This is a genomic window from Pseudochelatococcus sp. B33 (assembly GCF_053570585.1).
Window position 1 is genome coordinate 1 of the sequence record NZ_JBSEFH010000037.1, and the last position, 17,945, is coordinate 17,945.

The 17,945-nt window shown below is 68.0% G+C and carries 18 protein-coding genes and 2 pseudogenes; 9 read left to right on the forward strand and 11 right to left on the reverse strand.

The genetic code is table 11. The annotated features are described in order from the left end of the window. Nucleotides 1–125 precede the first annotated feature (125 nt). On the reverse strand, nt 126–566 hold the full coding sequence (locus ACUSIJ_RS27170) for an Rrf2 family transcriptional regulator (RefSeq protein WP_449311551.1): 441 nt from the start codon (nt 564–566) through the stop codon (nt 126–128). A gap of 320 nt (nt 567–886) precedes the next feature. Between ACUSIJ_RS27170 and ACUSIJ_RS27175 the strand changes: the two genes are divergently transcribed. From ACUSIJ_RS27175 to ACUSIJ_RS27195, 5 genes are all read left to right on the forward strand, one after another. After that, on the forward strand, nt 887–1,438 hold the full coding sequence (locus ACUSIJ_RS27175; protein ID WP_449311552.1) for a DUF2249 domain-containing protein: 552 nt from the start codon (nt 887–889) through the stop codon (nt 1,436–1,438). A gap of 283 nt (nt 1,439–1,721) precedes the next feature. Further along, nucleotides 1,722–2,846, forward strand: a complete 1,125-nt coding sequence (gene nirK, locus ACUSIJ_RS27180; RefSeq protein ID WP_449311553.1) for a copper-containing nitrite reductase — start codon at nt 1,722–1,724, stop codon at nt 2,844–2,846. Between the two features lie 101 nt (nt 2,847–2,947). Further along, entirely contained in the window at nt 2,948–3,805 is an 858-nt protein-coding gene (locus ACUSIJ_RS27185) for an SUMF1/EgtB/PvdO family nonheme iron enzyme (protein WP_449311554.1), read from the forward strand. Nucleotides 3,806–3,914: 109 nt separating this feature from the next. Further along, on the forward strand, nt 3,915–4,607 hold the full coding sequence (locus tag ACUSIJ_RS27190; RefSeq protein WP_449311582.1) for a Crp/Fnr family transcriptional regulator: 693 nt from the start codon (nt 3,915–3,917) through the stop codon (nt 4,605–4,607). 152 nt (nt 4,608–4,759) lie between these two features. Beyond that, the gene (locus ACUSIJ_RS27195; protein WP_449311555.1) at nt 4,760–5,476 is read left to right on the forward strand and encodes a Crp/Fnr family transcriptional regulator; all 717 of its coding nucleotides are present in this window, start codon (nt 4,760–4,762) and stop codon (nt 5,474–5,476) included. Between the two features lie 10 nt (nt 5,477–5,486). On the opposite strand, the gene ACUSIJ_RS27200 is transcribed toward ACUSIJ_RS27195, so the two are convergent. From ACUSIJ_RS27200 to ACUSIJ_RS27215, 4 genes are read right to left on the reverse strand one after another with little or no spacing between them, the layout of a single operon-like run. Further along, entirely contained in the window at nt 5,487–7,421 is a 1,935-nt protein-coding gene (locus ACUSIJ_RS27200) for a VWA domain-containing protein (protein WP_449311556.1), read from the reverse strand. A gap of 4 nt (nt 7,422–7,425) precedes the next feature. Next, complete coding sequence (locus ACUSIJ_RS27205; protein WP_449311557.1) at nt 7,426–8,235, reverse strand: AAA family ATPase; 810 nt, start codon at nt 8,233–8,235, stop codon at nt 7,426–7,428. A gap of 5 nt (nt 8,236–8,240) precedes the next feature. Continuing rightward, the gene (locus ACUSIJ_RS27210; RefSeq protein ID WP_449311558.1) at nt 8,241–9,614 is read right to left on the reverse strand and encodes a cbb3-type cytochrome c oxidase subunit I; all 1,374 of its coding nucleotides are present in this window, start codon (nt 9,612–9,614) and stop codon (nt 8,241–8,243) included. Between the two features lie 10 nt (nt 9,615–9,624). After that, nucleotides 9,625–10,077 (reverse strand): c-type cytochrome, encoded by a 453-nt coding sequence (locus ACUSIJ_RS27215; RefSeq protein ID WP_449311559.1) that lies wholly within the window; start codon nt 10,075–10,077, stop codon nt 9,625–9,627. A gap of 191 nt (nt 10,078–10,268) precedes the next feature. Here ACUSIJ_RS27215 and ACUSIJ_RS27220 point away from each other — a divergent pair, with 191 nt between their 5' ends. Then, on the forward strand, nt 10,269–10,490 hold the full coding sequence (locus tag ACUSIJ_RS27220; RefSeq protein WP_449311560.1) for a hypothetical protein: 222 nt from the start codon (nt 10,269–10,271) through the stop codon (nt 10,488–10,490). A 195-nt stretch (nt 10,491–10,685) separates the two neighbouring features. Here the strand turns inward: ACUSIJ_RS27220 and ACUSIJ_RS27225 are convergent, their stop codons facing one another. The 4 genes and pseudogenes from ACUSIJ_RS27225 to ACUSIJ_RS27240 form a co-directional block, all read right to left on the reverse strand. After that, nucleotides 10,686–11,723: an amino acid ABC transporter substrate-binding protein gene (locus tag ACUSIJ_RS27225; protein ID WP_449311561.1), complete on the reverse strand. Its 1,038-nt coding sequence runs from the start codon at nt 11,721–11,723 to the stop codon at nt 10,686–10,688. Nucleotides 11,724–11,768: 45 nt separating this feature from the next. Beyond that, nucleotides 11,769–12,413, reverse strand: coding sequence for a L,D-transpeptidase (locus ACUSIJ_RS27230; RefSeq protein ID WP_449311562.1), 645 nt, complete (start codon nt 12,411–12,413; stop codon nt 11,769–11,771). Nucleotides 12,414–12,448: 35 nt separating this feature from the next. Then, nucleotides 12,449–12,955 carry a hypothetical protein gene (locus ACUSIJ_RS27235; RefSeq protein ID WP_449311563.1) on the reverse strand — a complete coding sequence of 169 codons (507 nt, stop codon included), beginning with the start codon at nt 12,953–12,955 and terminating at the stop codon, nt 12,449–12,451. A gap of 261 nt (nt 12,956–13,216) precedes the next feature. After that, nucleotides 13,217–13,895: pseudogene (locus tag ACUSIJ_RS27240) on the reverse strand (NAD(P)H-binding protein). Between the two features lie 138 nt (nt 13,896–14,033). On the opposite strand from ACUSIJ_RS27240, the gene ACUSIJ_RS27245 reads away from it, so the two are divergent. From ACUSIJ_RS27245 to ACUSIJ_RS27255, 3 genes are all read left to right on the forward strand, one after another. Then, nucleotides 14,034–14,504 (forward strand): winged helix-turn-helix transcriptional regulator, encoded by a 471-nt coding sequence (locus ACUSIJ_RS27245; protein WP_449311564.1) that lies wholly within the window; start codon nt 14,034–14,036, stop codon nt 14,502–14,504. Nucleotides 14,505–14,536: 32 nt separating this feature from the next. Further along, complete coding sequence (locus ACUSIJ_RS27250; protein WP_449311565.1) at nt 14,537–15,604, forward strand: glutathione S-transferase family protein; 1,068 nt, start codon at nt 14,537–14,539, stop codon at nt 15,602–15,604. Nucleotides 15,605–15,733: 129 nt separating this feature from the next. Next, the gene (locus ACUSIJ_RS27255; protein WP_449311583.1) at nt 15,734–16,306 is read left to right on the forward strand and encodes a trimeric intracellular cation channel family protein; all 573 of its coding nucleotides are present in this window, start codon (nt 15,734–15,736) and stop codon (nt 16,304–16,306) included. 195 nt (nt 16,307–16,501) lie between these two features. Here the strand turns inward: ACUSIJ_RS27255 and ACUSIJ_RS27260 are convergent. Beyond that, nucleotides 16,502–17,299: pseudogene (locus tag ACUSIJ_RS27260) on the reverse strand (NAD(P)-dependent oxidoreductase); the annotation flags it as partial. A gap of 187 nt (nt 17,300–17,486) precedes the next feature. Further along, nucleotides 17,487–17,765 carry a translation initiation factor IF-1 gene (infA, locus tag ACUSIJ_RS27265; protein ID WP_449311584.1) on the reverse strand — a complete coding sequence of 93 codons (279 nt, stop codon included), beginning with the start codon at nt 17,763–17,765 and terminating at the stop codon, nt 17,487–17,489. Nucleotides 17,766–17,945 lie beyond the last annotated feature (180 nt).

Genomic DNA, 17,945 nt, shown 5'->3' on the forward strand with positions numbered 1-17,945 from the left:
TTTGAGCTGCCGCAATTACATTCATCTCATATGCATCTTTATGGGCCGCCGGAGGCCGGCAATGCCGCGCCAGGCGGGGCCTGCGGTCCGTGGCGGAGAAGGTGCGGTCGATAGCCGCAGAGGCGTCAGGCCGCTGGCTGGATGCCGAAATCGGCCGGGGAGAGGACGAGATCGGCGAGCGTGTGACGGTCCACCGTCGCCATGAAGGCTTCGAGCGCAGCGGACAGGATGCCGCGCAGCCGGCACTGGCAGGAGATGCGGCAGAGGGCGGCGTTCTCCTTCCCCTTGCCGAAACATTCGACCAGCGCGAAGTCCGGTTCCGTGGCGCGCAGCACGTCGCCGAGCCGGATGTCTTCCGCCGCCTGCGCCAGGGTCAGGCCGCCGGAACGGCCGCGCACGGCCTTGAGAAAGCCCGCGCGCGTGAGCTGATTGGCGACCTTCATCAGATGATTGCGGGATATGCCGTAGAGGGCCGCCGTCTCCTCGATCGTGATCAGCCGGTCCTTGCAGGTCGCTGCGTACATCAGGATGCGCAACGCATAGTCAGAGAAATTCGTCAGTCGCATCGACCCGCCCGGTTGTTGGGTGACGGCCGGGGACGCCGCCCGCGGATTGAAGAGGCAGGCGCAAATAATGTATATCAAGTCCATCTTTTGCAAGCCGCCATTTTCTGCGAATCTCCGGCATTGCAGGCCTTCCGCCCGTGAGACGGCGGGACTGGCAGGCGCGTCGCAAAGGCCGGCCGGCAACCGGGACACAATTTGTGCCGCGACAAAGACATTTTGTCGCGGGCACGGGACGATGCCGATGCGATCGCTTCAGGTGTTCCGATGCCCTCCCGCACCGGCTGCCTTTGCGTCGTCCCCAGCGTTCCGGAGCCGTTGCCATGCCCTCAGCCCCCACAGAGCCAGCGACACGCGACCTCGACGTGCGCCCCCTCATGCGCGCCGGGCAGGAGCCCTTCTCGACGATCATGGCCGCGACCGACGCGCTCGCGCCCGGCGAACGGCTGCGGCTGATAGCGCCGTTCCGCCCCGTGCCGCTGTTCCAGGTCATGACCAACCGCGGATTCGCCGCCGCCGACCGCGCGCTGCCCGGCGGCGACTGGGAAGTGATCTTCACCCCCATTGCCGGATTGTCGCCGGAAACGGGGTGTGAAACGGGCCTCGCGCCCGGATCGGCTCCGGGCGCGACGCTCTGGCCGGAGCCCGCGGCCATGCTCGACCTCACCGGCCTGACGCCGCCCGAGCCGCAATCGCGGATCCTGCAGCGGCTGGAGGATCTGGCTCCCGGCGACGTGCTTTTCGCCCTCCTCGATCACGAACCGGGCCGGATCCTGCCCGAACTCGCCCTGCACGGGCATGAATGGGCCGGCAATTTCAGCGCCGGCGGCGACGCCTACCGGCTTCTGGTGCGCAAGGGCGCGGGCGACGAATGATCGCCCGGCGGCGCCTGTCACGGCCAGCGTGACGCACCCCCCATTTCCGACGATCCCCGAACCTCTCCCGTGCGCGCCGCGCAACGCCCCGGAACCGGCGCGCGGGGCCTTTTTGCGCGTTGTTTGTGCTGGCGCAAGTACCGCGCGGGAATGCCCTTGGGAAAGTTGTTCCGGCACAACGAAGCGAGCAGGCGGACGGGCTACAAAAAGCACAACGATCAACAGACCGGAGCCCACCGGCGGATCCGGCAGGCGGTCGGCAGAGGAACCGAAAGGAAAAGCCATGACCAAGTTCCCAATGACGCGGCGCACGCTCTTCGCCGGAGCGGCGTTGGCAGGTGTGATGGCGCATGCCAGCGCCGCTTCGGCGCAGGCGCAGCAGGCAGCGGCCCCCGCCGCCGGAAACGGCGCCCTGGGCCTGCCGCGGGTGAAGGTCGATCTGGTCGATCCGCCCTTCGTGCACGCCCATGAGCAGGTCGCCACCGGCGGGCCGAAGATCGTCGAATTCGAGATGGTCATCGAGGAAAAGAAGATCGTTCTCGACGACGACGGCACCGAGACCATCGCCTTCACCTTCAACGGCACCGTACCCGGACCGCTGATGGTGGTGCACGAGGGCGACTACGTCGAGCTGACGCTGATCAACCCGGCGACGAACGAACTCATGCACAACATCGACTTCCACAGCTCGACCGGCGCGCTCGGCGGCGGCGGGCTCACGCAGGTCAACCCCGGCGAAAGGGTCGTGCTGCGGTGGAAGGCCACGAAGCCGGGGGTGTTCGTCTATCACTGCGCCCCTCCCGGCATGGTGCCGTGGCACGTCGTCTCGGGCATGAACGGCGCCATCATGGTGCTGCCGCGCGACGGGCTGCGGGACGGCGAGGGCAATCCGCTGCCCTACGACAAGGTCTATTACATCGGCGAGCAGGACTTCTACGTGCCGCGAGACGAGAACGGCAACTTCAGGAAGTACGACACCGCCGGCGAGGCCTACGAGGACCAGCTGAAGGTCATGCGGACGCTCACGCCCACGCACATCGTCTTCAACGGCCGCGTGGGTGCGCTGACGGGCGACGCCGCGCTGACATCGAAGGTGGGCGAGACGGTGCTCATCATCCACAGCCAGGCCAACCGCGACACGAGGCCCCACCTCATCGGCGGACACGGCAACTACGTCTGGGCGACGGGCAAGTTCCGCAACCCGCCGGAGCTCGACCAGGAGACCTGGTTCATCCCCGGCGGCACGGCGGGAGCGGCGCTCTACACCTTCGAACAGCCGGGCATCTATGCCTACGTCAACCACAACCTGATCGAGGCCTTCGAGCTGGGCGCAGCCGCCCATTTCAAGGTCGACGGCGAATGGAACGACGACCTGATGACGCAGGTGCGCCCGCCGGCCGGCGTCTGACGCTTCCGCCGCCCCCTTTCTCCCGAGAAAGGGGGCGGTCACATCATGAGTTTCCCCGCAGGAACCCGCATCACCCGCAGAGTCCGCCACAGGAGCTCACCATGCGCAGGTTTCCGTTACTCGCCGGGGCGGCGATCGCCGCGGCGCTCGGCGCATTCTCCCTGCCGCCGGCCATCGCCGGCGGCGGCGTGGCCCCGCCGGCGCCCGCGGTGGTGCGTCTCGATCCGCGGCCCTTCGACCACCGGCTCGACGGCGAATGGACCCGGGCGGGCCGCCCGATCGACGCACCGCGGCAGACCGTCAAGATCCCTGCACCGGTGGAGATCATGGCCTATCCCGTCAGTGTCGCGGACTATGCGGCCTGCGTGCGCGACGCGGCCTGCGAGGCGCCGGGCGGGCCCGCCGATCGCGGCGATCTGCCGGTGACGGGCGTCAGCCACCGCGACGCGACCGCCTATGCCGTCTGGCTGTCGCAGAAGACCGGCGCGACGTGGCGGCTGCCGACGGACGCGGAATGGGCGCAGGGCGCGGGCAGCCGCTTCGCCGACGACGCGCTCGGCATCGCCGATGACGGCACCAACCCCGCCGCCCGGTGGCTCGCGCTCTACGAGACCGAGACCGCCCGCACCCGCAACCGCGACAAGACGGTCAAGCCGCTCGGTACGGTCAACGTCAACGAACTGGGCGTCCACGACATCGGCGGCTCCGTCTGGGAATGGACCTCGACCTGCCTGAGGCGGGTGGAAACCGATGCGGACGGGACCATCGCCGCGCAGAACGAGATCTGCGGCATCTACATCGTCGAGGGCCAGCACCGCGCCGCGCTGACGTTCTTCGTCCGCGATCCGAAGAGCGGCGGCTGCTCCGTCGGCGCGCCGCCCGACAACGTCGGCTTCCGGCTGGTGCGCGAGATCAGGCCGGGGCTCGTCGATCGCCTGTCCCGATGGCTGGCCTCCTGACGCGCTACTCCCTTCTGCCCGCCTCGCCCGAACCGCTTTGCAATCGCGCCGTTTTGCGGCACCAATGAGTGACGCGATGAAACCGGCGCGGGGCAAGACGGGGGCGAGCATGGCAATCGACATCTCTCTGGTCAGGGCGCTGCCGCTGTTCAGCCGGGTGAGCGACGCGGACCTGGCGCGGCTGATGGCCCGCGCCACCGCCCGCCGCACGCCGAAGGGCGAACTGGTGTTCGAGCAGGGCGCGGTGGCCGATACCTTCTACCTCCTGCTGCACGGCCGGCTGAAGGTGACGCAGGTCACGCCCGATGGCCAGCAGGTGATGGTCCGCATCGTCCATCCGGGCGATCTCTTCGGCTTCGCCCGCGCGCTCAACCGGCCGGACTATCCCGGCTCCGCCCGCGCAGTGGTGGACAGCGTGGTCATCGGCTGGCCGATGTCCGATTGGGACACGGTGGTGGAAGCGAACCCGCGCCTCGCCATCAACGCCATGCAGACGATCGGCGAGCGGCTCGACGAGGCCCACACGCGCCTGCGCGAGATGTCCACGCAGGAGGTCGAACGGCGCGTCGCGCACGCGGTGCTGCGGCTTGCCGAGAAGGCCGGGCGGCCGGAGGCGGCCGGCACCCGCATCGACTTTCCCATCACCCGGCAGGATATCGCCGAGATGACCGGCACCACGCTGCACACGGTTTCCCGCATCCTGTCCGCCTGGGAGGCACACGGGCTCGTCGAGAGCGGGCGCCAGAGGCTGACCGTCTGCGACGCGGACGGGCTGACACGGATCGCCGACGGCCTGACATGAGCGCCCCGGCCACGGAGGTTTCGCTTTCCTGTTTGTGAAAACGCAAAATCCGCGCCGGCGCTCCGGGCTATTTCCATAAGGAAGACGAACCGGGGCCGATCCCCCGCCCGCAACGCAAGCCAGACGACGCTTGCCCGAGAAGGCGTCTACCGATGAATGTTCCGCTCTCGCCAATCCTGCGCCGCGTCGCCCGCCATTCGCGCCTCTTCGCGGCCATGCCCGAAGAACTCTGCGTCCCGCTGCTCGCCACCGCCCGCGCCGTCCGCTATTCGCGCGGCGACACGATCTTTCGCCAGGGCGACACGGCGCGTGTGCTGCATATCGTCGCCGGCGGCTGGGTCAAGCTCTACCGCATCGCCTCGAACGGGACGGAGGCCGTCGTCGGCGTCTTCACCAACGGCCAGAGCTTCGGCGAACCGCCGGCGCTCCGGGGCGATCCCTATCCGGTCTCGGCCGAGGCGGGCACCGACTGCACCCTGATCCACGTTCCGGCGGAGGCGCTGCTCGACCTGATCCGCGCCCGGCCGGAGGCGGCGCTCTCGATCCTCTCGGCCACCTACATGCACCTGCATGCGCTCGTCGCCCAGATCGAGCAGCTCAAGGCGCAGTCCGGCACGCAGCGGGTGGCGGAGTTCCTGCTCGAGCTCTGCCCCGAGGATTCCGAGGCCGCGACGGTGACGCTGCCCTATGACAAGGCGCTGATCGCCGGGCGGCTGGGGATGAAACCCGAAAGCCTGAGCCGCGCCTTCGCCCGCCTGCGGGGCCATGGCGTGGTGGTGCGCCACGCCAGCGCCGCCATCGCCTCGACGACGGCCCTGCGGCGGCTGATCGCGGAAGACCCCGGCGCGGCGTGGACACGGGCGCTTTGACGCACCCGCATCACGCCACCAGTTGCCGGTAGATGTCCGGCAGCGCCCCGGTGAGACGGTCCGGATGGCGGATGGCGGCATAGCCGCCGCGCCCGAAGAGCCGCGGGAACCATGCCTTGCCCTCGCGGTCGACGGTGATGCCGAACACCGCCTGCCCCGCCCGCCGGGCCTCGCGGACCGCCATGGCGCTGTCCTCGATACCGTGGCGGCCCTCGTAGTGGTCGAGGTCGTTGGGCTTGCCGTCGGTGATGACGACGAGGAGCCGGCGAGCCTTCGCCTGCGTCGCGAGCCCGGCGGAGGCATGGCGGATCGCAGCGCCCAGCCGCGTGTAGAAGCCCGGCCGCAACGCCGCGATCCGGCCCTCGATGGTGCGGCTCATCGGCTCGGCGAAGCCCTTGCACTCATGCAGATAGACGCGGTTACGCCGCAGCGACGAGAAACCCAGAATGGCGAAGCTGTCGCCGCAGGCGTCGAGCCCCCAGGCGAGCGCCGCCAGCGCCTCGCGCTCGATCTCGATCACCGGCCGGCCGGAAACGGCGGATTCGGTCGAGCGCGACACGTCGAGCAGGATCGACACCGCCAGATCCCGGTTGACCGGCCGCGCCTGTCGCCAGACGCGGTCGCTGCCCCGGCCGGTCGCCGCAAGGTCGATGGCCGTGCGGACCGCGGCGTCCATGTCGAGCTCGTCGCCGTCGAGCTGACCGCTCGTCAGGCTGCGCCCCGGCCGCATGGCCTCGAACTGGCGGCGCACGGCACGGATGCGCCGGCGCGCCGCCGGATCGTCGCTGACGAGATGGGCGGCATCCGCCGTCACCGGCGCGGCCAGCACCCGGACATGCTCCTGCAGGTAGCTTCCCGAACGCGTGTCCCATTCGGGGTACACGAAGCTGCCCGCGAGCCGCTCCCGGTCGACGTCCTCGGGCGCGAGGTCGAGGTGCAGCTTCAGCCGCGTCGCCGGCGCCTTCGAGACCTGCCCGAGGCCGATTTCCTCCTGATCGTCGACGGCCTTTTTGGCGTTGTCGAAATCGTCGTCCTCGATGCGGCGATTGAGGTTGAGGAACTCGGTCCACGACAGCAGCGCCTCGAACTTGTGCAGGATCAGGCTGTCCTTGCGCTCGGCCAGATCCGCGCGGTGACGGCGGGCACGCCTGGGGGTGTCGTTCTCGCTGCCGGCCTCGGCATCGCCCTCGGTCTCGCGCGTCTCCACCTCCGACGGGGCCGAGCTGCCGACCGCCCGCAGGTCGGGCCACAGCGGCACCGGCAGGAAGCCGCGATAGCCCGGCGGGGCGCGGAACGCCGTGAAATCGCCGCTCTCCAGCGCCGCGAGCATCGCCCTGTCCGGCAGCGCGGCGTCGCCCAATAGATGGCGCACCAGCGCCTCCACCCGCGCCTCGGCCCCGCTCAGCAGGCGCCGCGGCCGGACGGCGAGATGCGCACCCGCGAGATCGGCGTGCAGCCCGGCGAGCCCCGGCGCCTGCGCGAGGGTTTCCCGCACCATCGTCCGGGCGGCGGAAATCGCCGCAAGGTCGGCGCGCAGCGGATCGTCGTGCGCGACGCGCGCCGGCGCATGGGCCGCCACGGCCGCCAGCCAGATATAGAGCGCCGCGTTCGCCGCCCGCTCCGGAAAGACCGCGAGCGCTTCCGGCAGGCGCAGCACCTCGCCGTCGAAGCTTGCGCGCGGCAGCTTCTCGGCCTCGACCGCGAGCCGGCGCCGGAACGACAGCCGGTGCCGGCTCACCTCCCGCGCCGCCGCCTTCAGCTCCACCGAGATGCCGCCGCCCAGCCCCCGGAACAGCACCGCAAGCCGTCCCGACACCTCGGCGAGCCGCACCCGCGCCGCATCGTGCTCCACCGGCGCGTCGAGCCGCGAGGCGAAGGCGTGCCACAGCTTGCCGACGCTCTCCTCCGGCTCCCAGGGCGCGAACTCCATGGGTTCGAACACCATCGCCTCACCCCATCACCGCGACCACGAGGTCGAGCAGCCCGCGCCGCACCTCCTCGTCATCGGTCAGCGGCTCGATCATGGCGGTGAGCACCGCCCGCTCCACCGGCATGCCGCCGGCGATCAGCGCAGCCGCATAGACGACGAGCCGGGTGGAGACACCCTCCTCCAGATCCTGCCCCTTCAGCCCGCGCAGCTTGTTGGCGAGCCGCACCAGCGGCTTGACCCGCGCCTCGGCGAGCCCGCTCTCGCGCGCGACCACCGGCACCTCGTGCTCCGGCCTCGGGAAGCCGAGCTCCACGGCGAGGAAGCGCTGGCGGGTGGAGGGCTTCAGCGTCTTGAGGATGTTCTGGTAGCCGGGGTTGTAGGACGCGACCAGCATGAAGCCCGGCGCCGCGGCGAGCTCCTCGCCCGTGCGGTCGATCGGCAGGATGCGCCGGTCGTCGGTGAGCGGGTGGAGCACCACGGTCACGTCCTTGCGCGCCTCCACCACCTCGTCGAGGTAGCAGATCGCGCCCTCGCGCACGGCGCGGGTCAGCGGGCCGTCGACCCACACCGTCTCGCCGCCCTTGAGCAGGTAGCGGCCGATCAGGTCGGCGGCCGAGAGGTCGTCGTGACAGGCGACCGTATGGAGCGGCCGCCCGAGCCGCGCCGCCATGTGGGCGACGAAGCGGGTCTTGCCGCAGCCCGTGGGCCCCTTCAGCAGCAGCGGCAGCCGGTTGCGGTGCGCGGCGGCGAAGAGCTCGCACTCATCGCCCTGCGGCAGGTAGAACGGCACCTGTTCCGCCTGCGTCTCCACGATACGGATTCCATTCATGCCGCTCACTCCGCCGCCGCGTGACCGATGACCGGCCCGGGCTCGATGATCTCGCGCCGGGGCACGAGGACCGTGTAGATGAACAGGAATGCGCCGACGACCACCGCCGCGCCCGCGCCAAAGCGCATCCAGTAGAAGATGGCGAGCTGATCCTGCACCTCCATGTAGTTGATGCCCATCACCCGCTGCAGATGGGTCTGCACCGTGCCGGCGAAGGTGAGCACGAAGGTCATGAACAGCATGCCGCCCGACATCAGCCAGAAGCTCGCCATGTTGAGCACCTGGTTGTACGGATCGCGGTTCCTCAGGATCGGGAAGGCATAGGTGAACATCGCAAGATTGAGGCAGACATAGGCGCCGAAGAAGGCGAGGTGCCCGTGGGCGGCCGTGATCTGCGTGCCGTGGGTGTAGTAGTTCACCCCGTGCAGCGTGTGCAGAAAGCCCCAGACGCCGGCGCCGAAGAAGGCCAGCACCGCGCAGCCGAGCGACCACAGCAGCGCCGCCTTGTTCGGGTGGTCGCGCCGCCCCTTCCACACCATGACGAAGGCGAAGGCCATCATGGCGAAGAAGGGCACCACCTCGAAGGCCGAGAAGATCGAGCCCACCCATTGCCAGTAGGCCGGCATGCCGATCCAGTAATAATGGTGCCCGGTGCCCAGGATGCCGGAGAAGAGCGCGGTGGCGACGATGACATAGAGCCACTTCTCCACCACCTCGCGGTCGACGCCGGTGAGCTTCAGCATCAGGTAGCCGAGGATCGAGGCCATGATGAGCTCCCACACCCCCTCCACCCACAGGTGCACCACGAACCACCAGTACTGCTTGTCGAGCGCGAGATTGGGGGGATTGTAGAAGGCGAAGAGGAACAGCAGCGCCAGCCCCCACAGCCCGATCAGCAGGATGTTGGCGACCGCCGTCTTGCGGCCCTTCAGCACCGTCAGCGTGACGTTGTAGAGGAAGATCAGCGCCGCAACGACGATGCCGACCTTGACCCAGGTCGGCTGTTCGAGGAACTCGCGCCCCTGCCGGCCGAACAGGAAATTGCCCGCGAACAGGTCGAAGGCGTAGGTGACGACCGCGCCGAGCGTGCCGACGACGAGGATTGCAAGCTGGACATAGGCGAGCAGCGGCGAGTGGATCTCCCGTTCCGCCTCCTCCGGGATGAGGAAGTAGGCGGCGCCGAAGAAGCCCGTCAGCAGCCAGACGATCAGCGCGTTGGTGTGCAGCATGCGGCCGACGCTGAAGGGCAGCAATTCCGAGAGAAATTCGGGCATCACATAGACGAAGCCGATGACGAGCCCCATCGACACCTGCACGGCGAAGAGCGCCAGCGCCACCACGAAATAGGCGTAGGCGATTTTCTGGGTCTGATACTTCATGATCGTCTCCTCAGCCGGCGTCGTTCGGCGGCCAGTTCTGGGTGCGGATCGTGTTGGTCCACAGCAGGAAGTCGGCGAGTTCCCGCACCTCCTCATCCGTCAGGTTGAACTGCGGCATCTGGCGGCGTCCCGGCGTGCCCGACGGCTGCGCCTCCATCCAGCCCTTCAGCGTCTCGAACGCCAGTTCGGGATCGTCCGCCACGTCCCAGCGCGTCATGACGTTGCCGAGCTCGGGCGCGAAATAGGCCCCCTCGCCGAGGATCGAATGGCAGTTCACGCAGGCGTGCTTCTCCCACAGGTGCTTGCCGGCGGCGACGCTGTCGGTCAGTCCGGCCCGATCCGTCGAGGTGTTGACGATGTATAGATGGCTCTGCGCCGACAGGCCGATGAAAATGGCGATGAAGAACAGTGACCCGCCATAGAAGATATTACGGGCCATGCTCTTCGTCAGGACTTCGCGCATGACGAGAGTCTCCTTCCTCTGCTCCTGCTCTTTGAGGTGCCAGAGGCGGCAAAGAATAGCCTTAACCAAAGTCAAGGACATTTGCTTTTGACGATGACAGTTTTACCTGCAATAGAGCGCCTTCCGATCGACCGGGATCATTCGATCGATCAGGATTCGCTTACAATCAACGAGCTGCAGAGCGTGAAGCGATGGACGATCGGTGGCCGGTGTGGAAACTGGCGATTCTGCTCTACTTGTTCGCTGCTGGCGCGGTGGCGATCAACCTGTTCATGCTGGGATTGATGCTGCGCACGATCGGGCTCGGCACGCTCACGCCCGTGGCGGCGCTGGTGCTGGCGGGGCCGCTCGGCGTGCCGGCGGCGTGGGCGGCGGGGTGCTGGGTGCGCCGCCTGCTCGACGAGGCGCGATGACCATGAAAGCGTTGGCAATCCCGGTGAAGACCGCCGCCGGCTGGATGATATGCCGGATAACTAATATGATATGCCGGGTAAATAACACGAAGGGCCCATAAAGAACGCGGGACGCCCCTTCAGCGAAAGGACGTCCCGCGCAAGAATTTCCGGCGCAATCGGCCTGCCCGCGCCCGGGCGGAAAGGCGGAGCGTGTCAGCGTATCGCGGGCACGTAGAGGATGCCGCCGAGATTCCAGAGCTGGTTGAGGCCGCGCGGAATGGCGAGCGGCGAGCCCACGCCCAGATTGCGCTCGTAGATCTCGGCATAATTGCCGACAGCCTTCACGGCGCGCACGGCCCAGTCGGCATCGAGGCCAAGCGCCTTGCCGAAATTGCCCTCCGCCCCGGTGAAGCGGCGCACGTCCGGCTTTTGCGATTTCAGCGCCTCGTCGATATCCGCCGAGGTGATGCCGAGCTCCTCCGCGTTGACAAGCGCGAAGTTCACCCATTTGACGATGGTGAACCAGGCGATGTCGTCGTTGCGCACTACCGGGCCGAGCGGTTCCTTCGAGATCACGTCGGGCAGCACCACCGCCTCGTTCGGCCGCGACAGGCGCAGGCGCTCGCCGTAGAGCGCCGACTGGTCACGGGTGAGCACGTCGCACTCCCCGGCCTCGAACGCCGCGAAAGCCTCCGCCGCGCCCGGGAAGGCCTTCTCCTCATAGGTGAGCGAATTGGCGCGGAAGAAGTCGGCGAGGTTGAGCTGGGTCGTGGTGCCGGTCTCGACGCAGACCCTCGCCTTGTCGAGCTCGAGCGCCCCGTCGACGCCGAGCGAGCGCTTCACCAGAAAGCCCTGACCGTCGTGATAGAGGATGCCGGCGAAGGCGAGCCCGAGTTCCGCCTCGCGTGCGAGCGTCCAGGTCGAGTTGCGCGACAGCAGATCGACCCTGCCCTCCTGCAGCGCGCCGAAGCGCGCGCTGGCCGACAGCGGCGTGAACGCGACCTTCTCCGGATCGCCGAGAACGGCCGCCGCGACGGCGCGGCAGAAATCGACGTCGAAGCCGACCCAGCGCCCCTGCGCGTTCTGATCGGAGAAGCCGCTCAGGCCCTCGCTGACGCCGCAGTTGAGCGTGCCCCGCTCCTTCACGGTCTCAAGCGTGCCCGCCAGCGCCGGCTCGGCGAACGCGCAGGACAAGACGCCGGCAAGCCCGAGGGCGAGCTGGCGAAGGCGGTTTCCGGCGATTTTGCTCATGCCTTCAGGCTCCCTGTTGCGGTGGATGTCGCACAGTGCGGCCGCTCAAAGCGTCGCCTTGTGCCGGATGATGACCTTGGTGCCGGTCGGCACGCGCTCGTAAAGATCGATCACGTCACCGTTGGCGAGGCGGAAGCAGCCCGACGAGATGGCCTGTCCGATCGTCTCCGGCTGGTTGGTGCCGTGGATGCGGAATACGGTCGAGCCGAGATAAAGGGCGCGCGCGCCCATCGGGTTGCCGGGGCCGCCGGCCATGAAGCGCGGCAGATAGGGCTGGCGCTGCAGCATCTCCGGCGGCGGGCGCCAGTCCGGCCACTCGGCCTTGCGGCTGACCTTCACCAGCCCGGACCACTGGAAGCCCTCGCGGCCGACGCCGATGCCGTAGCGCAAGGCCCGGTTATTGCCCTGCACGATGTAGAGAAAGCGCTCGGACGTGTGGATGACCACCGTGCCCGGCGGCTCGCTGGAACGAAACAGCACCATCTGGCGGGCAAACGGCCCCTCGTTGATGATGACTTCCTCGGTCGAGATGCGGCCGGGCTCGTCACCGATGTCGAGCGTTTCCTGAAACGCCGCCAAGGTCGTCGACTGCCCGGCCTGCTGGGCACGGGCGGCGGCGGGCAGCGAAACGGCGAGCGCAAGCGCCAGACCCGCGCGCGCGATCCATCGATAATTGTTGCAAGTGGTCATCAAGCTGTTGGTCCTCATGCCTTTCTCAGCCTCGTTCAGCCGCAGCGGACGAAAATGAAGGTGCCGTAACGCCGGTGCGCGTCCGGATCGACGAAGCGCATCACCAACTGGGAGTCGCTTGCGGAAAGGATTTCGCGGTCCTGCGGATCGCCGGCAGGCGCCTCGAAGCCGACATAGGTGCGGCCGTCGCGGCCGGCCTTGAGCCGCAGTTCGTAGAGCTGGGGATTGTCGGCGACGTGCATCATCACGCCGTCCGTCGGCCCCAGTGCGATGACATAGGGCTGGCTGCACTGCGACCGTGCCTCGGCCTCCGTGCGCACGCGGTCCTTCTCGTCGTGGAAGGAAGCCACCCCCCAGCGGCCGACGAGCGCCTCCCGCGAAAGCCCGGTCGGCGCCCCCGCCCCCTGCGATCCCGCCTGCTGCCCGAACATCATCCCGCCGCCGCATCCGGCGAGCAGAAGCGACGCCAGACAACTGGCCACAACCGCCCGCGTGGCGCGCGGCCCCTCGTCCGCGCAGCAGAAAACGCCTCCCTCTCGCATCACCCCTCCAGCGCGACTTGATACCCTTGTTCGGCCGGGCACGGCGCATCGCGCCCTGTCTGCCGCTCAGGTCAAGACCTTATAATCTAAACCAATCATATACCAGTAGTTGAGGGGAAGAATCGCATTCATAACAACGACACAATGTTGATAATCCGATTTCACAGGCCGATTACAGGCATCCGCCGGCCGGAAACGACACATCAACCGGACGGCCGGTTCCGGTGCGAGGACGGCGCCGGAACCGGCAAGGCCGCACGCTTAGGCCCGCAGTGCCGCCGCGACGGCGTCCGCGAGCGGCGTGGTCGGGCGTCCGATCAGCGCCGACAACTGGCGGCCGTCGTCGAACAGCGCCCCCTGCGACGCACCCGCGTCCCATGACGCGATGGCCCTCGCCCGTGAGCACGGCGACCGCCGCCTCGGCGAAATCCGCGCGCGTCGCCGAGGCGATCCTGCCCTCACCCGCGCTGCCGACCAGAGCGCCCGCCTGCACGGCGGCGGGAATCGAGCCGGTGTAGTTTTCGGTGTACCAGCCGTTGCGCAGGATCACGTGCGGAACGCCGGAAGCCTTCAGCGCTGCCTCGGTGGCGACGTGTTCCGCGGCGAGGTTCAGCGGCGACGTATCGGCATGCAGCAGGCTCGTATAGACGATGCCCCCGACACCCGCCTGCTTCGCCGCGTCGATGACGTTCCCGTGCTGCGCGGCGCGCTTGCCGACCTCGTTCGACGAGATCAGCAGCAGCCTGTCGACGCCGGCGAGCGCCTTCTCCAGGATTTCGGGCCGGTCGTAATCGGCCTGACGGACCTCGACGCCGAGATCCGCCGCCTTGGCCGGATCGCGCACGAGCGCGACGATCCCGGCGGGGGCGACCTTCTGCTTCAGTTTCGCGACGACGAGACGGCCGAGCTGGCCGGTGGCTCCGGTGATGGCGATGGTCATCATGCGCTCCTTGCTTCGAGGGATGACTTGGATGGATGGATGGCTTGGCTTCGGTGGACGGCTTGTTTCGATGAACGGCGGATGTAATATAGCCGCCATACGAACGCCCCGTAAGTACATACAGAAAGGTAAGCATGCATGTCCCGCCCGTCGCCCGTTCCGGAAGAGCGCGCCCCTCACAAGCGCGCTCCCCAGCAGCGTTTGGGGATTTCCGACCGGCTGCGGCGGGGTGATCTGCTCACCGCCGCCTGTCCCTCGCGCGCCGTGCTGCGGCGCGTGACGAGCCGGTGGGGCGTGCTGGTGCTGATCGCCCTGCAAGGGGGCACGCATCGTTTCGGCGATCTGCGGCGCCGGATCGGCGGCGTCAGCGAGCGCATGCTGGCGCAGACCCTGCAATGGCTGGAGGCGGACGGCTTCGTCGCGCGCCGGGCCTATGCGGTGGTGCCGCCGCATGTGGAATACAGCCTGACGCCGATCGGCGAGGAGGTGGCGGAAAAGGTGCGGCTTCTCGCGGACTGGATCGAGATCAACCTGCCGCGCATCGCCGAAAACTGGCCGGAGGGGCTGGAGAAGGATAAGGATGCGGGCGGGACCGGGGCCGATCCGTAACGGAACCGGCACGACACAAGGGATATCGCACAATGCTCGTGAACGGAAAATGGACACAGGACTGGCAGCCGGTGCAGGCGACCGACGCGAAGGGCGGCTTCGTGCGTCAGGTCTCCAGCTTCCGCAACTGGATCACGCCGGACGGCAGCGCCGGCCCCACGGGCGAGGCCGGCTTCCAGGCCGAGGCCGGCCGGTACCATCTCTACGTCGCGCTGGTGTGTCCGTGGGCGTCGCGCACGCTCATCGCCCGCGAGCTGAAGGGGCTTGCCGACATCGTGTCCGTCTCCGTGGTCGAGCCGGCGCTCACCGGTCAGGGCTGGCGCTTCGGCGACTATCCGGGCGCGGATCGCGACACGCTGAACGGTGCGACCTACATGCACGAGATCTACACGCGCGCCGATCCGCACTACAGCGGCCGTGCCACGGTCCCGGTGCTGTGGGACAGGCAGCGCGGGACCATCGTGAACAACGAGTCCGCTGACATCGTGCGCATGCTCAATTCCGGCTTCGGCGATCTGGCGCGTCCGGATGTCGACCTCTACCCGCATGACCTGCGGGCAGAAATCGACACCCTCAACGAGCGCGTCTATCCGCGCCTCAACAACGGCGTGTACCGCGCCGGCTTCGCCACCACGCAGGCCGCCTACGAGGACGCGTTCCGCGACGTCTTCGGCGAGCTGGACGAGCTGGAGCGGCGTCTTGCCGGCGCAGGCCCCTTTCTCTTCGGCGACCGCTTCACCGAGGCGGACATCCGGGTGTTCGTCACACTGGTGCGCTTCGACGCAGCCTATCATGGCCTGTTCAAGTGCAACCTGCGCCGCCTCGCGGACTATCCCGCGCTCAGCGCCTATCTGGCGCGCGTCCTCGACGTTCCCGGCGTCCGCCGGACGGTCGATATCGGCCACATCAAGCACGGCTACTACTCCATCAGGGCGCTCAACCCCAACGGCATCGTGCCCGTGGGTCCCGATCTGCCGGGGCTCGATCCGGTCCCCAACGCCTGGCGGCCAACCCGGGCTGAGCAGAAAACGGCTTCGGAAAACAGCCAGGAGCGAGACGACTTTTCGTTGAATCGTCATCTCGCTCCATTCATTTGCTGATACATGATTTTTTCCAGAAGCCTTATCCGCTTTTGGATCACGCCATCACGGGAGTTCGCCTTGATCGTCGGGCCAGGATCGGAAGACGTCGTGCACATCCTCTATCTCATCGCCATCACCGCGGAGGCGATGACCGCGGCGCTGGCGGCGGGACGGCGGGAGATGGACTGGGTCGGCGTCTATCTGCTCGGCTGCGTCACGGCGCTCGGCGGCGGGTCGGTGCGCGATGTGCTGCTGGGCCATCACCCGCTGTCGTGGGTGGCGCACCCCTCCTATCTCCTGATCACCGGCGGAGCGGCGCTGGCGACGATCGTCATCGCCAGCCATGTTCATCACCTGCGCCGCTTGTTCCTGTTTCTGGACGCCGTCGGCCTCGTGGTCTTCACGGTCATCGGCTGCAACATCGCGATCGGCCTCGAGCTGCCGTTCATCGTCGTGATCGCCTCCGGCATGATCACGGGCTGCATGGGCGGCGTGCTGCGGGATGTGCTGTGCAACGACGTCCCGCTGCTCTTCCGCGCCGAGCTCTACGCCACCGTCTCCGTCCTGACCGGCGTGATCTATGTGGCCGGGCAGAACGCCGGGCTGCCCCACGACGCGGTCATGGCGGTCGCGATGGTCGCGGGCCTCTCCCTCCGGCTGCTGGCGCTGCGCTTCGGCTGGAGCATGCCGAAATTCGTCTACACGCGCGACCTTCACTAGATCGGTCGTCGCCACTCTCAATAGCCGCGCGTGCGGTCGACGAGGCCCTCCGGCGTCTCGCCGGCCTCCACCGCCAGGATCTGGCTGGCGACGCGGCGTGCGATGGCGTCCGGATCGCTCATCGCCGCGTTGTGGGGGGGTGATGATGGCCGAAGGATGATCCCACAGCGGCGAATCGTCCGGCAGCGGCTCGGTCTCGAAGACATCGAGCGACACCGCGCCCAGCGTGCCGTCGCCGAGCAGTTCGAGAATGTCGGCCTCGTTCTGCAGGCCGCCGCGGCCGGCATTGATCAGCACCGGCCGGCCCAGCCGCCCGTCGCGCGCGAGGCCCGTCAGCAGGTTGCGGTTCAGGATGCCGCGCGTCTCGCCGGTCAGCGGCAGCAGCGACACGAGAATGTCCGTGCGCGCCAGGAATGCCTGCAGTTGCTCGGTTCCGGCATAGACCTCGAACCCCGGCACGTCCTTCTCGCTGCGCGTCCATCCGGCGACGTCGAACCCGATGTGGGCGAGCTTGCGCGCCGCGTCCTGCCCCAGAACGCCGAAGCCCAGGATGCCGACACGGACATCGCCGGCCGCCGGCTGCAGGAAATCCGGCTCCCAGCGGTGCTGGCACTGGTTGGCCTGATCACGCAGGAATCCGCGCAGATGCAGCAGGCAGTGCAGCACCACGTACTCGCTCATGCGCATGGACAGATCCGCGTCGACGACGCGGTAGATCGGCACCGACGGCAGGTCCGGATCGCGCAGCAGATGGTCAACCCCGGCGCCGGGCGACAATATCGCCGCGAGATTGGGCAGCCCGCTCAGGCTGCGCAGCGGATGCCGCCACGCAACCGCATAGTGCACGCTGCGCCGATCGAACGGCTCCCCGAGTGCGACGATGTTCATGCCGGGCAGCAAGGCGCCGAACTTCTCCCGCCAGGGCTCCAGAGGCCATCCCGTCAGGGCCAGCAAGACGCTCATCATCCTCTCCCGCGGCTGCTTTGCGCGCATGCTGACAAGAACAGGCCCACATCGCAAGCGGGATCAACGCCGCATGCCGCCAGCCCGACGCTCCAACACCAAAAGCCCCGATGCGGTCACATCAGGGCTGCTCCATAGGGAAGCGCATCGAGGCGGGGGGCGTGCCCCGGCGGGCCACTGCCCGTCGGCGGGGCGCCGGCCGCAACCCGGCGGTTTGTCAGCGGCGGCGGAACTGGGGGCGCGCGGAAGAACCGGCAGGACGGGGGCCGGTGTTCTGTTCGCGGTGCCGGAAAATCAGCCGTCCCTTTTCCAGGTCATACGGCGACATCTCGACGGTCACGCGATCGCCTGCGAGCGTCTTGATACGGTGCTTCTTCATCTTGCCGGCCGTATAGGCGACAATGGAATGCCCCGTATCGAGCTGCACGCGGTAACGGGCATCGGGCAGGATTTCGGTCACGAGACCTTCGAATTCCATCACTTCTTCTTTAGCCATTAACATGCCTTCTTTTGCGCCGAACGCTGATCGCGATCGCCTGCGGATCGTCTCGCGCGGGCGCGCCTCTGTCGTGACCGCGCAAAAGCGCGATCGTGCCATCGGCGCCGCCGGAACAGGCCGGAAACGCGCGCCGATGGCGGTTGATATAAAGCATTTCAGGCGAAGCAACAATGCCCC